Origin of the sequence: Nonomuraea sp. NPDC048892 (genome assembly GCF_040649735.1) — a bacterium.
Lineage (GTDB): Bacteria > Actinomycetota > Actinomycetes > Streptosporangiales > Streptosporangiaceae > Nonomuraea > Nonomuraea maheshkhaliensis.
Window position 1 is genome coordinate 265,860 of the sequence record NZ_JBEZFZ010000010.1, and the last position, 13,603, is coordinate 279,462.

Annotated in this window: 13 protein-coding genes; 5 read left to right on the forward strand and 8 right to left on the reverse strand. The window is 71.6% G+C overall.

The window, feature by feature from the left end:
• Position 1 precedes the first annotated feature (1 nt).
• Together AB0C28_RS31195 and AB0C28_RS31200 are read right to left on the reverse strand one after the other, a co-directional pair.
• On the reverse strand, positions 2-754 hold the full coding sequence (locus AB0C28_RS31195; RefSeq protein ID WP_358079519.1) for an SDR family oxidoreductase: 753 nt from the start codon (positions 752-754) through the stop codon (positions 2-4).
• 26 nt (positions 755-780) lie between these two features.
• Positions 781-1,650 (reverse strand): helix-turn-helix transcriptional regulator, encoded by an 870-nt coding sequence (locus AB0C28_RS31200; protein WP_358079521.1) that lies wholly within the window; start codon positions 1,648-1,650, stop codon positions 781-783.
• A gap of 135 nt (positions 1,651-1,785) precedes the next feature.
• Here AB0C28_RS31200 and AB0C28_RS31205 point away from each other — a divergent pair, with 135 nt between their 5' ends.
• Together AB0C28_RS31205 and AB0C28_RS31210 are read left to right on the forward strand one after the other, a co-directional pair.
• Positions 1,786-2,589 (forward strand): hypothetical protein, encoded by an 804-nt coding sequence (locus AB0C28_RS31205; RefSeq protein ID WP_358079523.1) that lies wholly within the window; start codon positions 1,786-1,788, stop codon positions 2,587-2,589.
• 61 nt (positions 2,590-2,650) lie between these two features.
• Positions 2,651-3,319: a TetR/AcrR family transcriptional regulator gene (locus tag AB0C28_RS31210; protein ID WP_358079525.1), complete on the forward strand. Its 669-nt coding sequence runs from the start codon at positions 2,651-2,653 to the stop codon at positions 3,317-3,319.
• A gap of 16 nt (positions 3,320-3,335) precedes the next feature.
• Here AB0C28_RS31210 and AB0C28_RS31215 read toward each other — a convergent pair whose 3' ends face one another.
• Complete coding sequence (locus AB0C28_RS31215; RefSeq protein WP_358079527.1) at positions 3,336-4,829, reverse strand: FAD-dependent monooxygenase; 1,494 nt, start codon at positions 4,827-4,829, stop codon at positions 3,336-3,338.
• Between the two features lie 273 nt (positions 4,830-5,102).
• Between AB0C28_RS31215 and AB0C28_RS31220 the strand changes: the two genes are divergently transcribed.
• Both AB0C28_RS31220 and AB0C28_RS31225 read left to right on the forward strand, forming a co-directional pair.
• A complete protein-coding gene (locus AB0C28_RS31220) occupies positions 5,103-5,648 on the forward strand; it encodes a dihydrofolate reductase family protein (RefSeq protein WP_357860823.1) in 546 nt (181 codons plus the stop codon).
• A 2-nt stretch (positions 5,649-5,650) separates the two neighbouring features.
• Positions 5,651-6,052: a hypothetical protein gene (locus AB0C28_RS31225; protein WP_358079529.1), complete on the forward strand. Its 402-nt coding sequence runs from the start codon at positions 5,651-5,653 to the stop codon at positions 6,050-6,052.
• A gap of 298 nt (positions 6,053-6,350) precedes the next feature.
• On the opposite strand, the gene AB0C28_RS31230 is transcribed toward AB0C28_RS31225, so the two are convergent.
• The 4 genes from AB0C28_RS31230 to AB0C28_RS31245 form a co-directional block, all read right to left on the reverse strand.
• The gene (locus tag AB0C28_RS31230) at positions 6,351-6,686 is read right to left on the reverse strand and encodes a helix-turn-helix transcriptional regulator (RefSeq protein ID WP_357860817.1); all 336 of its coding nucleotides are present in this window, start codon (positions 6,684-6,686) and stop codon (positions 6,351-6,353) included.
• Positions 6,683-6,832 carry a hypothetical protein gene (locus tag AB0C28_RS31235; RefSeq protein ID WP_357860814.1) on the reverse strand — a complete coding sequence of 50 codons (150 nt, stop codon included), beginning with the start codon at positions 6,830-6,832 and terminating at the stop codon, positions 6,683-6,685. The genes AB0C28_RS31230 and AB0C28_RS31235 overlap by 4 nt, the downstream gene beginning before the upstream one ends.
• A 512-nt stretch (positions 6,833-7,344) precedes the next feature.
• On the reverse strand, positions 7,345-8,817 hold the full coding sequence (locus AB0C28_RS31240) for a multicopper oxidase family protein (protein ID WP_358079531.1): 1,473 nt from the start codon (positions 8,815-8,817) through the stop codon (positions 7,345-7,347).
• A gap of 1 nt (position 8,818) precedes the next feature.
• Positions 8,819-9,283 carry a hypothetical protein gene (locus AB0C28_RS31245; RefSeq protein ID WP_357860805.1) on the reverse strand — a complete coding sequence of 155 codons (465 nt, stop codon included), beginning with the start codon at positions 9,281-9,283 and terminating at the stop codon, positions 8,819-8,821.
• Between the two features lie 267 nt (positions 9,284-9,550).
• On the opposite strand from AB0C28_RS31245, the gene AB0C28_RS31250 reads away from it, so the two are divergent.
• The gene (locus tag AB0C28_RS31250) at positions 9,551-12,883 is read left to right on the forward strand and encodes a BTAD domain-containing putative transcriptional regulator (protein WP_358079533.1); all 3,333 of its coding nucleotides are present in this window, start codon (positions 9,551-9,553) and stop codon (positions 12,881-12,883) included.
• 58 nt (positions 12,884-12,941) lie between these two features.
• Here AB0C28_RS31250 and AB0C28_RS31255 read toward each other — a convergent pair whose 3' ends face one another.
• Positions 12,942-13,586, reverse strand: a complete 645-nt coding sequence (locus AB0C28_RS31255) for a hemerythrin domain-containing protein (RefSeq protein WP_357860799.1) — start codon at positions 13,584-13,586, stop codon at positions 12,942-12,944.
• Positions 13,587-13,603: the final 17 nt, after the last annotated feature.

Genomic DNA, 13,603 nt, shown 5'->3' on the forward strand with positions numbered 1-13,603 from the left:
GTCAAAGGCGCAGCCCGAGGGGCGCCGCTCCCACGAGGCCGCCGTCGATAACGAGGTCCTGACCGGTGATGTACGACGCGTCGTCCGAGACCAGGAAGGCGACGGCAGCGGCGACATCGTCCGGATGGCCGAGCGAGCCGAGCGGCACCTCCGCCAGGATGCGGGCCTCCACGTCGGGGTTGATGGCGGACCGGTACATCTCGGTCTCGATGTAGCCGGGACTGACGGAGTTGACGCGGATGCCACGCGGCGCGAGGTCGGTGCCGAGCGTGCGGGCGAGATTGTGCACGGCAGCCTTGCTAGCGGCGTAGATCGAGGCCGCCGGGAGGCCCCGGTGCAGGGTCCAGGATGCGTTGATGACGACGGCGCCTCCGTCGCCCATCAGCGGCAGCGCCTTTTGGATCGTGAAGAACACTCCCTTGAAGTTGATTCCGACGGTGTGGTCGAAGTCCTTCGGGGTGAACTCCGGCCTGAAGTCCGCAATACCGGCATTGGCGAAGACCGCGTCGAGGGCACCGCGCCAGGTCTCGACGCGCCGCACGAGGAGATCGAGGTCGGCGTCAACGCTGACGTCCGCGCGGACGGACAGGACCCGCTCGGAGCCCAGGAGTTCTGCCGCGGCGTCGAGGCGGACCTGGTCGCGACCGGTGATGACGACGTACGCGCCCTCATCGAGAAGCCTGCGCGCGGTCGCGAACCCGATGCCGCTGGTGCCGCCGGTGATCAGAACTGTCTTGTTCGTGAATCGCTTCATACCGACGATCCTCGAGCGGCGGGAGCTTACTCGCCAGTGTTGGCTGAACCTGGGTCTGACACCACCACCAAGCGCTCCAGCAGGGCCCCCGTTCCCGTCCCAGGCGCGGGGGTGTGCAGCCACAGGCGGTGGCCGGGCAGTTCGGGCAGCGGCAGAGTGGTGGCCTCGAAGGTAAGCGTCCCCAGGCCGGTAATCTCCAGGGCCTTGGTGCCGTGAGTGGGACCACCCACGGGGAGTTCCGCCCAAATCTCGGCGAAGGCGGGGCTCGCGGCACACATGTCCGCGGCCAGGCGGCCGAATTCGGGATCGTCGGGGTAGCGGGCGGCGTCCGCCCGGAACAGGCCGACCATCGCTCGCGCCGCGTCGTGCCAGTCCACGACTGCCGCACGATAGCGGGCGTTGGTGAAGAAGCTGACCAGGCAGTTGTGGTCGTACTCGTTGCACTGAAACACGATCTCCGCCGCGCGGTTGACCGCGAGGACGTTCCAGTGCCGGTCGATGACGTACGCGGGCCGCGGCAGCCAGCCCTCCAGCAGCCGCCGCACGGCATCGGGGACCCGTCCTTCGGACGGCGCCGCCTGCGGCGGGTTGAGGCCGGCGAGGAGGTACAGGTGCTCGCGCTCTGCGGGCTCCAGGCGCAGCACCCTGGCGATGGCGTCCAGGACGTCGGCGGAGACGTTGATGTCGCGTCCCTGCTCGAGCCAGGTGTACCAGGACACTCCTACGCCGGCGAGCACCGCCACCTCCTCCCGCCGCAGCCCGGGCGTACGGCGGCCCTCGCCTGCCGGCATGCCCACGTCAGCGGGCATCACCCGGGCTCGCCGCGACCGGAGGAATGCGCGCATCTCGGAACTGCGCCGCTGCCGCGCATCTGTGGAGAGCCGGGAACTGCCCATCGGGTCATGCTATGTCGTGATTAACAGACCTCGTCTGTACGGCGCGCCCACGCGTGTCGCTGCCCGGGAGTGCCGGCCGGGCCGCCTCGTGCGCGAGCGCGCTGTGCCGCGGCGTTTTCTGGATAGAGGTTTCTCATGTTCGCGGTCCTGGCCGCGGCCGCGGAATACGAGCTGGAGCTGCGCGCCGAGCGCCAGGCCGAGGGAATCGCCGCCGCCAGGCGCCGCGAGGCCACCGGTGCCATGCTGCCAGGCAAGAAGAAGACCGGTCGGCCGCGCGTCATCGGCCCCGCCGAGCTGGCCACACTACGCCGCCTGGTCGACGACGATGTCTCGGTCACCGAGGCTGCCCGCACCCTCAAATTCGGCCGCTCCACCGCCTACGCGGTACCCGCGGGACGCTGGCCAACAGCCATCCCACCCGCAGCCCGCTTCCGCCCTGGGGGGTGCCCCAGCAAGATCGTTCTCATCGATAACGGCCGTCCGCCGGTTCCTCAACCTCGCGCTTCATCGGCCGCCAATCAGCGGAAACACCCGTTCATGATCCACTCAATGTGGGTTTTAGGCTTATGTGGGCTGACACCCACGGAGGGAAGCATGATGACAGCGGACGGGCTTCGGTCCTCGCCGGGCATGACGATCGAACTGGCCCGGTTCGGGGTGCGCGAGGGGGCCGAGGGCGCCTTGGTGGCCGAACGGCCGGAGATGGTGGCGGCGTTGCGGCGGCGCTTCCCCGCGTGCCTGGCCGCCTATCTGACCAAGGGCGACGACGGCGAGTGGCTGGACGTGATCCTGTGGCGCAGCCGGGCCGAGGCCGAGGAGGCCGCGCGGGAGGTCAACTCGGTGCCGGAGTGCGCGGCGTGGTTCCGTCACATCGCGGCAGTGGGCGGGCTGCGGCATGTGGAGGTCGTCTCCGCCTGGAGCCTCTCCGACGGCCTGTGACCGGACGGTTCGATAGTCGACCGGTCCAGTAAAAGTAGACGACCGGTCGTACACTAGCAATATGGGACGAACGAGTGACGCCAAGGAGAGGATCCTCAGCGCCGCGCAGACACTCATCGAGCTGCGTGGTTACTCCGCGCTGGGCGTGGCCGAGATCTGCAAGGCGGCCGGAGTGCCGAAGGGTAGTTTCTACTACTTTTTCGCCTCAAAGGAGGATCTCGCCCTGGCGGTCATCGACGAACACTGGGCCGTCCAGCGCGGCGACTGGGAGCGCATCCTGCGCAGCGACGATCCGCCGCTCCAGCGGCTGCGCCGGCTGTTCGAGGCGACCCAGGCCGTCCAGCACGCCGGGCAGCAGAGCTGCGGCACCGTCTCCGGCTGCCTGTTCGGCAACCTGACCCTGGAGATGAGCAACCAGACCGAAGCCCTCCGCGTACGCCTGCAGCAGATCTTCGGCGCGCAGGTCGACCTGGTGGACGAGGTCGTCACCGAGGCCAGGGAGCGCGGCGAGGTCACCGTCGCCGACACCCGCGAGGCCGCGCGGTCCGTGGTCGCCCAGCTTGAGGGTCAGGTGCTCTTCGCCAAGCTCTACAACGACACCGGGCGCCTCGACCTGCTGTGGGCGAACTGCCTGGCCATCCTGGGCGCCACCGCGAGTGCCGCCACGGTAAGCGCCGCCGGGGGTGCCGCGGCCGTCACCGCGCCGGGCCAGGAGGCGCCGGCGCGATGAGGCTTCCCTGACGGCCTCAACCAGTGGGGTTGCCGAACCAGCGGGAGAGCTGCTCGTCCAGGCCCTGCTGATCGTCGCCGACCCAGGCCACATGGCCATCTGGGCGGAGCAGGACGCACGGATGATCCACGGACGCGGTCGGATCCGCGACGTGGTCGACCCGGTCCGACCAGCCGTCCGTGGTCATGCGTTCGGTGCGATCCAGCAGCAGGCCGCGACCTCGGCGCAGCAGATCGTAGAGCCGGCCCTGTTTCACGTCGAGATCGGGCAACCGGCGACCGAGCAGGCCGGGGCCGGGGCCGAAGTCGTAGCGGACGCCGATCGCGGCGATCTTCTCGATCAGGTGGCGGTTCACCTCGTCGTAGTCCATCAGTTCGGTGAGCAGCCGGCGCACGGCCCGCGGGCCGTGCCCGGGGGACAGCAGTTCCGCCTGGGCGCGGGTGTTGTCCAGCACGTCCTCGGCGACCGGGCGGCGTTCGGCCTGGTAGGTGTCCAGCAGTGACGCAGGCGCCCAGCCCCGGATCCGCCCGGCCAGCTTCCAGCCGAGGTTGACCGCGTCCTGAACGCCGAGGTTGAGCCCCTGCCCGCCGATGGGCGGATGGATGTGCGCCGCGTCGCCGGCCAGCAGCACCCGGCCGTCCCGGTAGCGTTCGGCCAGCCGGGTGGCGTCGCCGAAGCGGGACAGCCAGCGCGGGGAGTGCACGCCGAAGTCGGTTCCGGCAACGGCGCGCAGCCGCCGCCGGAAATCCTCCAAAGTGGGCGGTTCCGCGCGGTCGCCGACCTCCCCGGCGGGGACGACGACGCTGTAAACCCCCTGGCCGAAGGGACGGATCCAGAAGGGGTGCGGCAGCTCGCGCAGTGCGGTGAGCGTGGCGGCGATCTCCTCCTGCGGCACGCCCGCCGCCATCTCGCCCATCAGCGTCTCGGTCCGCGAGGGCTCGCCGGGGAAGCCGACGCCGAGCAGTTTGCGCACCGTGCTGCGCCCGCCGTCGCAACCGACGAGATAGCGCGCACGCAGCCGTTCGCCGCCGGCCACCTGAACGGTCACGCCTGCGTCGTCCTGTTCGAACCCGGTCACCGCGTGACCGCGCCAGATGTGCGCGCCGAGTCCGGTCGCGTGCGCTTCGAGCAGGCGCTCGATGACCGGCTGCGGGATGCCCAGCAGGTAGGCGTGCGCGGAGTCCAGGTTCTTGGGCGCGGGTTTGTCGATCGCGGCGAAGAATCCGGCGGCCGGTCGCTTTCGCCCGTGTTCGAGCAGGCGGTCCAGCAGGCCGCGCATGGCCATCAGCTCAAGGCTGCGCATGTGCAGGCCGACGATGCGGACGAACGACTTGGGCTCGGTCTCCTGCTCCAGGACGAGGACCCGTACGTCGTGCAGCCGTAGCTCGGCGGCCAGCATCGCGCCGGTGGGCCCGCATCCGGCGATGATCACGTCGTACGCGTGATCGGTGACGTCGGGCCCGGCCGTGCCGTCCGACGGCGGTCCGGCGGGGAAGTGCGGAGCGTTCATGGTGGTGCCTTTCGGGAGTGCCTTGGTGGCGAGGCGCTCCCGGCGACACCTACGTCAATCGCCGGCCGTGACGGGGAGGGGGAGCACCCACATCGCTACAGCGTTCATGGGACTCACCTCCTCGGGCGGTGTCACGGTCAACGGCAAGCTACAAGCCCGCGCCCGCGCACGTCCAATCCTTTCCGGTACGGGCTTCCTTGACAAACGGATTTGTCGGTGGAAGGGTTGGGGCCGTCCGCCGGACAAAACTATTTGTCAAGGAGTGGAGTCCCCATGAGAAAGATCGTCGCGACCCTGTTCATCTCCCTCGACGGTGTCACCGAGGCGCCGGAGACCTGGCACTTCCCCTACCTGAACGACGAGATGAACCAGGTGGTGGCCACCCAGATGGAGGCCGCGGACGCCCTGCTGCTCGGGCGGCGCACGTACGACGTCTTCGCCGCGCACTGGCCGCGCCAGGACGCCACCAAGGACCCCATGGCGGCGACGCTCAACGCCGCGCCCAAGTACGTCGTCTCCACCACCCTGACCACTCCGTCCTGGGAGAACACCACCGTCCTGGCCGGCGACCCGCACAAGGAGCTGACCCGGCTCAAGGAGCGGCCGGGCAAGCACGTCGGCGTCACCGGCAGCGTCTCCCTGGTGGCCTGGATGTTGCGCGAGGGCCTGCTGGACGAGCTCACCCTGCTCGTGCACCCCATCGTGCTCGGCGCCGGCAAGCGCCTGTTCGATGATGGGATCGGCACCCTCCCGCTCACGCTGACCCGTTCCGGCACCTTCAGCACCGGCGTGCTGAACCTGACCTACGAGAGGGCCTGACCATGGCCGCCAAGACCGTCGCCGACAAACTGCTCGTCAAGCCGGAGACCACGCTCTGGATCTCCGACCCGGCCTGCCGCCCGCTGGTGGAGCCGCTGCCCGAAGGGGCCCGCTACACCGCGGAGCTGAAGGAGGCCGGGGTCGCGGTGTTCTTCGCCGCCGACGCCGCGACCGCCCGCCGCCTGCTCGGCGAGCAGCGCGCGCATCTCGCCGAACCCGCCGTCGTCTGGGTGGCCTACCCCAAGGGCAACCGGTCCGACATCAACCGCGACACGTTGTGGCCGATCGTGGGGGAGTTCGGGCTGCGGCCCAACGGTCAGGTGGCGGTGGACGAGGTGTGGTCGGCGCTGCGGTTTCGGCCGCTGAAGGAGGGCGAGGCGCCGTTCACCGGCGGGCGCGGCTGACCGCCGTGAGCAGAAGCCGAGTCATGAGGCACCCCCACCGCTCGTCGGGAAGGCGGGCAAGGACGTGCTGGTCAGTGCGGCGGCGAAGAGTTGTTCTCCTAGGGAGAATCTCTGTCCGGCGTAGGCCCAGTGGGCGATGACCGGGACGGTGTCCTCCTCGAAGAGCGGGAGCCGTCCGGTCGTGATCTCTTCGGTGACTTTGGCGAAGGCGATGCTGCACGGGCCGAGGACTGGGGGTGGAAGGCGAAAACCCGGCGCTTCGAGAGCGGTCGCCGGGTCAGGGACATAGCAGCGCCAGTTATGCGGCGTGGGTGTCGGTGCCGCGCAGGATGTACAGGTCATCGCCGAACACGGCCGAGATCTGGAGTTGCCCGCCGAGGGCCTGTACGTAGCGGGCGATGGCCTCCACGGTGGACACCTCTCCGCGTTCGATCTGGGAGACCCGGCTCTTGGTCACTCCCATCAGGTCAGCGACCTCGGTCTGTGACAGGCCCAGGCTCTTGCGCCGTTCGGCCAGCCGGTAGCCGTCGATGTAGGCCTGATTGCGCCGCCGGGCCTCAGCCACGGCCTCCTCGCCGCCGGAGGTGGCCACGATGTCGGCGCGAACGTCGCTCCACTTGGGAAAATTCGTCATCGGTCCTTCTCCTCCGCCTCGCGTTCGGCCAGATACTTCGCGTACAGCTCTTCGGCGTGGGGGATGGCCCGCCGATACCAGCCCGACCGGTCACCGGACTTATCCCCGCCGACCAGCAAGATGGCCGAGCGCCACGGATCGAACACGAACAAGATCCGGATCTCGGACCGGCCTCGGCCAGTCGGTCGATGGCGTCGACGACCTGCACCCGGGACGGTTCGTCCAGGGCGTCGATCCAGGCCAGAAGCTCGTTGGTGACGCGGATCTCCCACTCCACACCCAGAAGTGTAGTAAATCCTTTACTCCGAGGAGGAGGAGGAGCGTCACGACGCCGAATCGCTGACGACCACATGCGTCCTGACGGCTACGTTGACGGCAACAGCCTTGGACGATCGTGGATGCCGGTGGACGGATTTGGAGGTGAACAGACCCGCTGCCATGCGTTTCCGCAGGTGGGAAAAGCGATCTGCACACCTTTTGTGTCCACGCCTACGACACCGGCGGTGCTCGCCAGGTGGAGACGAACCTGTTCTGGGACGACAAGAACTACTACTACGGTGCCCGCCGCTCCTCCTGCGGGATCGTGGGAGGTCGCGAGCTGCCCGAGTGCACGCGGATCATCATCTACATCTTGACCGCCCCGCGGGCCGGGGTGACCTCACTCCGGCTCGTTCGCCGCCGGACCACCCACCGTGAACGGGGTGGTGACCCCCTCGTACATCAGGTGCGCGGTGAGCCCCTCCGAGGCGTGCGGCAGGTTGTGGCAGTGGTCCATCCACAGGCCCGGGTTGTCGGCGACGAACGCGATCTCGTACGTCTGGCCCGACCCGACCTCCAGGGAGTCCACCCACCACGGGCTGCCGCCGGCGGGAACGCCGTCGCGGCTGAGCACCACCGCGTGATGGCCGTGCAGGTGCATGGGATGGGCCTCTCCGCTGTGGTTGGAGATGCGCATCCGCACCACGTCGCCCTCGCTCACGTGGAACATCGGCACGTCGGGGTACAGGCGGCCGTTGACGGTCCACCACACCCCCGGCACCCCGTCCAGGAAACCGGGACGGCGTCCCATGTCGTAGACGAAGCGCCGGTCGGGCACGCTGGGGTCGAAGGCGAGCCGCGCGGGGGTGCCGTAGGTGAGCGGGTCCAGCGTCGCCGCCGGCCGGGGAATCGGCGGCAGCTCGTACGATCGCGACCCGAGCACCACGCCGGCCGGCCCGCCCAGGTGGACCCGCACCGGCGAGCCGTCCGCCGGCATGCTCACCTCCAGATCGGCCCGCCCGCCCGCGGCCACCACGACGGCCGCGTCCCGCACCGGCGCGGGCCCGTTGAGCTCCGTGCCGTCCACGGCGGCCAGCCGGTACGGGGCCCCGCTCACCCAGACCGGCATGAGCCCGTACTCGGTGTTGATCACCCGCACCCGCGCCCGCCTGCCCGGCCGCGCCTCGACGCGGACGTCGCCCTCGAAGCCGTTGATCGTGCGCACCCCCTGGTAGAGGTGGGTCAGCGCCACGACCTCGGTCCGTCCATCCGCGCCGGCCCTGGGCGTGACCACCACCGCCCCCAGCAGGCCCCCACGCACCTGCTCGTGGGACATCTGGTGCGAGTGGTACCAGAAGGTGCCGGCCTGATCGGCGACGAACCGGTAGGTGAACCGCTCGCCGACGCCGACCGCGTCCTGAGTGACCCCGGCCACGCCGTCGGCGGCGTTGGGCACGTCCACGCCGTGCCAGTGCAGGGTGATGCCGCCCGGCACCGACTCGTTGACCAGCCGCACCTCGACCAGCTGCCCCTGGACCGCGCGGACGACCGGGCCGGGGGAGACGCCGTTGAGCGTGTAGCCCTCGGCGTCCCGGCCGGACGGCAGGCGGAAGCGCTCCTGGCGGGCGACCATGGTCACGGCCACGTCGGCCGGCCGCTCCGCGTCGGCGGCCAGCCGGGTGACGTCACGCCCGCCATGGCCGCCGTGCCCGCCGTGCCCGCCGTGGGCCGAGGGGCCGCCGCCGTAGTCGGCGTACCCCATGTCCATGAGCGAGTACGTCTCCGGCAGCAGGCTGTCCTGCCAGAGCCACAGCAGCGGCCCGAGCACGGCCACGGTGGCGGCGCCCGCGATGCCCAGACGCCTGGTGCGCATGTCAGAACCTGGCCGAGGCCTGCGCCTGCGGCGCGGCCGGCACGCGTGCGGCCGCCTCGCGCCGCGCCGCGTACAGTGCCGCGGCGAACAGCAGCAGCGCGTTGATCCCGTGGACGGCTCCGGCGAGCGGGATGTCGTGGCCCAGGATGCCGAGGGTGATCTGGAGCGCGACGAGCAGCACCACCAGCCCGGCCGCCTTCACCGCGCCGGGGATCTTCGCCCAGAACGAGCAGATCAGCAGGAGCAGCGCGAGCACCGGGATGGCGAACATCCCGTTGAGCGCGTGCACGATCACGCCGGCGAACTCGGGGAACGGCAGCTCACCGCTCTCGGCGAGCGTCTTGTCGATCACCCCGCCGCCCCCGATGTACTGGCCGAGCCCGGCTTCGAACCACACGACCATCGACGCCTGTACGGCCACTTCGATCGCGATCAGGTAGGCCAGGACCTTGTAGACGCCTTTCACGGCATCCCCCTTTTTGCGGAGACCGGCCTTGCTGAGCCGGTGTTGTCGCGTGCCAAGGTAGGCAGCGCGACTTGTCGGACGGCGGGTGGCGACTTGGCGTGAACTTGGCGCCTGGCGACAAGCGCGGCCTTGGCACCCCGGCAGGCACGAACGTGCTGCCCCCGTCAGGCGCTCGCGGCCTAGGCGCCTGGTGGCAGGGACACAGGCCCGGGCCGGCCCCGATGACCATCTGGTCGCGTGATCGGAGGCGGCCTATGCTTCTCGGCGATGGTGCGATTACGGGTGCTGGGCCAGGTGCGGGCCGAGGTGGCCGGACATCCGGTGGATCTGGGCACGCCGCTGCAGCGTGCCGTCGTGGTCCGGCTGGTGTGCGCCAGCGGGCACGTGGTGTCCACCGACCGGTTCCTCGACGACCTGTGGCGGGGGCAGCCTCCGCCCAAGGCGTTGTCGGGGTTGCAGGCGTACGTCTCCCACCTGCGCCGCGTCCTGGAGCCCGGCCGCGCGCCGCGGACCCCGGCGCGGGTGCTGGTGAGCGCCCCGCCCGGCTACCTGCTCCGCCTGGACGCCGACCAGGTCGACGCCTGGCGCTTCCCCCGGCTGGTGGAGTCGGCCGCCGCCCGCCTCAGTGCGGGAGAGCCCGCCGACGCCCTGGAGCGCCTCGACGAGGCGACGGAGTTGTGGACGGGCCGCGCGTACGGGGAGTTCGCCGACGAGGAATGGGCGCTGCCCCAGGCGGCCCAGCTGGAGGAGCTGCGGCTGGTCGCCGCCGAGTACCGGGCCGAGGCCGTCCTGGCGCTCGGCCGCCCCGCCGAGGCCGTACCGGCGCTGGAACGCCACGTCGGCGCCCACCCGCTCAGGGAGAACGCGGTGCGGCTGCTGGCGCTGGCCCACTACCGCTCGGGGCGGCAGGCGCAGGCGCTGGACGCCATCAGGCGCACCCGTGCCCTGCTCGCCCAGGAGCTCGGCGTGGATCCAGGGCCGGAGCTGCGCACGCTGGAGTCGGACATCCTCGCCCACCGCGAGACCCTGCACGCCGTCCCCCCGCCACCGCCGGCACAGCGCACCCTTCCTGACGGCCTTCCGGAAACGCCTCCACACGACCTCCCCGCCACGCCGGCGACGGGGCCGATCGGGCGCGCGGCCGAGCTCGCCCGGCTGCAAAACGCCGCCGAGCAGGCGCGGGCCGGGTTCCGGCTGGCCCGGCTGGACGGCGAGGCGGGCGCCGGCAAGTCCACCCTGGCCGAGGCGCTGCGGCGGGACCTGGCCGGTGCGGGCTGGCGGACGGCCGTGGGCCGCTGCCCGGAGACCGAGGGCGGGGCGCCGCCCGCGTGGGCGTGGAGCGAGATCCTGCGCCACCTGTCCGCGGGCCACCCGCCCGCCCCGGCCGTGGCGGCCAGGCTCGCGCCGCTGCTGGCCGACGACGCCGCGCCGGTCGGCCAGTTCCGGCTGGCCCAGGCGGTGGGCGACTACCTGGAGGACGTGCCGGGGCCGCTGCTGATCACGCTGGAGGACGCGCACCGGGCCGACGAGGAGACCCTGCAGCTCCTGCGCCACCTCGCGGCGCGGCTGGCGCACACGCCGGTGCTGGTGCTCATGACGTACCGGACGAACGAGGTCACCGGCGACCTGATCGCGACGGGCGCGGCGCTGACCGTCTGCACGGCCGAGAACCTGACCCTGGGCGGCCTGGCGCGAGACGACGTCGCGCGGCTGCTACGGGAACGTTCCGGCCTGGAGATGGACGCGGACACCGTCGCGACGATCGCCCTCCGCACCGGCGGCAACCCGTTGTTCGTCTCCGAGACCGCCCGGCTGGTCGCGGCCGAGGGGCCGGTGGCGGTCCACCGGCTGCCGCCGGGCATCCGCGACCTGATCAGGCTGCGTGTGGCGCGCCTGCCGGCCACCGCGCAGACCACGCTGCGCAATGCGGCGGTGGTCGGCAGGCAGGCCGACACCGACGTCCTGATCGCCATGACGGACGCGGACGAGGACACGGTTCTGGACGGCCTGGAGGCCGGGGTCCTGTCCGGGCTGCTGAGCGAGCCGTCCCCTGGCACCGTGCGGTTCACCCATGTCCTGGTCAGGCAGGCCCTCTACGAGGACATCCCCAGGCTCCGGCGTACCCGGCTGCACGGCCGGGTGCTGTCGGCGCTGCAGGACGTACGCGAAGGGGACGTCGCCGCGCTCGCCCACCACGCGCTCGCCGCGGCCACCACCGCCACGGCGGAAAGAGCGGCCGAGTACGCGATCAGAGCGGCCGACCGCGCCTCGGCCCTCTACGCCCACCGGGAGGCGGCGACCCTGCTGACCAGGGCGCTGGAGGCCCTCGGCCCGGCCGCCGACCGGCCGGTGCTGCTCGACCTGCTGTGCCGGCTGGTGTCCGCGCAGGCCCATTACGGCGACGTGGCGGCGGCGCTGGCCACCCGTGCCCGCGCGCTGGGGGTGGCCAGGCGGATGGGCGACGACCTCGCCGTCGCGCGCGCCGTCACCTCCTACGACGCGCCGCTGATCTGGACGATCCAGCGGGACATGGGCGTCGACCACGACGTCGTGGAGGCCGTGCGGCGCACGATGCCCGCCGAGCCGGGCGAACTGCGCTGCCGGCTGCTGATCACCCTGGCCGCCGAGATCGAGGCCGACGACCTGGAGCTCGTCGAGGACGCGGGCACCGAGGCCGTGCGGATCGCCCGCGAGCTGGGGGACGCCCGGCTGCTCTGCATGGCGTTCAACGCGCGGTACTGGGTGCTGCTGCGGCCGGTCCGGCGCGAGGAGCTGGAACGGGTCGCGAGCGAGCTGCTGGAGGTGTCGGAGGCGGCGGGGCTGCTCGGCTACCAGGCGCTCGGGCATTTCATGCTGCTCATGGTCGCGCTGGGCCGTAACGACTGGGCCGGGGCCAGGCGGCACGCCGACCGGGCGGTCGAGCGTTCGACCAGTGGCCAGCTCGGGCTCACGCTGACGATCCTGAGCATCCTCGACGCGGTGCGCCTGCTCGTCGAGGGGCACTTCGAGCGGGCGGAACAGGCGTACACGGCGCTGGCCGAGCAGATGGCGCAGGGCGGCGGCTCGCACGCCGACGCGCTGGGGGTGCTCGGCAGGTTCTGCGCCAGGATCGCGTGCGGGCGGGCGCAGGAGTCGGTGGCCGAGCTGGCCGCGATGCGCGGGCGGTACGACGGCGGGCTCGACGAGCCGTACGTGCGCGCGCTGCTGGCGGCGGGACGGCTGGACGAGGCGCGCGCCGCGTGGCGGGACCGGCCGCCGCTCGAGGGCTCGCACTGGGAGATCATGCTGGTGCTGCGCGCGGAGAACGCGATCCGGCTGGGCGAGCGCGGCGCAGCGGCGGAGTGCTACCGTTCGCTGCTGCCTGTACACGGGGAGATGGCGGGCCTGCACACCGGGTCCATGACGCTCGGGCCGGTGGATCACACGCTCGGCGAGCTGGCGGCCTTCCTGGGCGACCCCGGCGCGGCGGCCGCGCACTTCGAGGCCGCCGCCGAGGTCGCCCGGCGCGTCGGCTCGCCCCACTGGGCCCGCCTGGCACGTGAGCGGGCGGAACGTCACCGGGTGGAACGTCAGCAGGCGGAGCCGAAGACGGCCCGCTGACGGCGGCCCGGCCCGGGCATGTCGAGCTGCGGTTCAGAGCGCGGTTCAACTGGGCGGTTCAGCCCGCGCTGCCGAAGACGGCCCGCCGGCGGCGCCGGTGCCCGGGGCGCAGCAGGGCCATCAGCACCGGCACCACCGGTCCCGCGCTCGCGCGGATGTGGGCCAGCTCGTCCCTGGTGGCGTACTGCGCGACCCAGCAGATCTCCAGCCGCAGCTCGTTCAGCTTGCCCTTGGCCATGGCCTGTTCGACGTCGTCCCAGTCGGCGGCCGGCACGTACTGCCGGATCACCGGGAAGATCGTCGCCTCCTCCGCCTCGATGTGCTCGTCGAGCAGCGCGGTCAGCCTCTTGACCGCGGCCGCCAGCGCCGTCACCTCGCCGCCGGCCGCGAACGTGCGCGCGGCGGCCTGCACCTCCTCCAGCAGGGGATCGAGCTCGGAGTGGTCCTCGGACAGGTCGCTGAGATCGACCGCCGCGCCCGCGTGCCGTTCGATCAGCGGCCAGACGAGGTCGTCCTCCCGGGTGTGGTGGGTGTGGATCGCGTGGCAGACGTCCTGCACGAACTTCGCCGTGGCGGCGGCCCTGTCCTGGTCGGCGCGTTCCCGCCCCGCCTCGATGTCCGCGGTCAGCTCGGCGAGCCGGTGCAGGTCGGCGCGCATCGCCCGGTGGATGATCTGGATTCCGGTGAGATCGGGTTTGTCCATGCTGCCAGGGTGCGGGC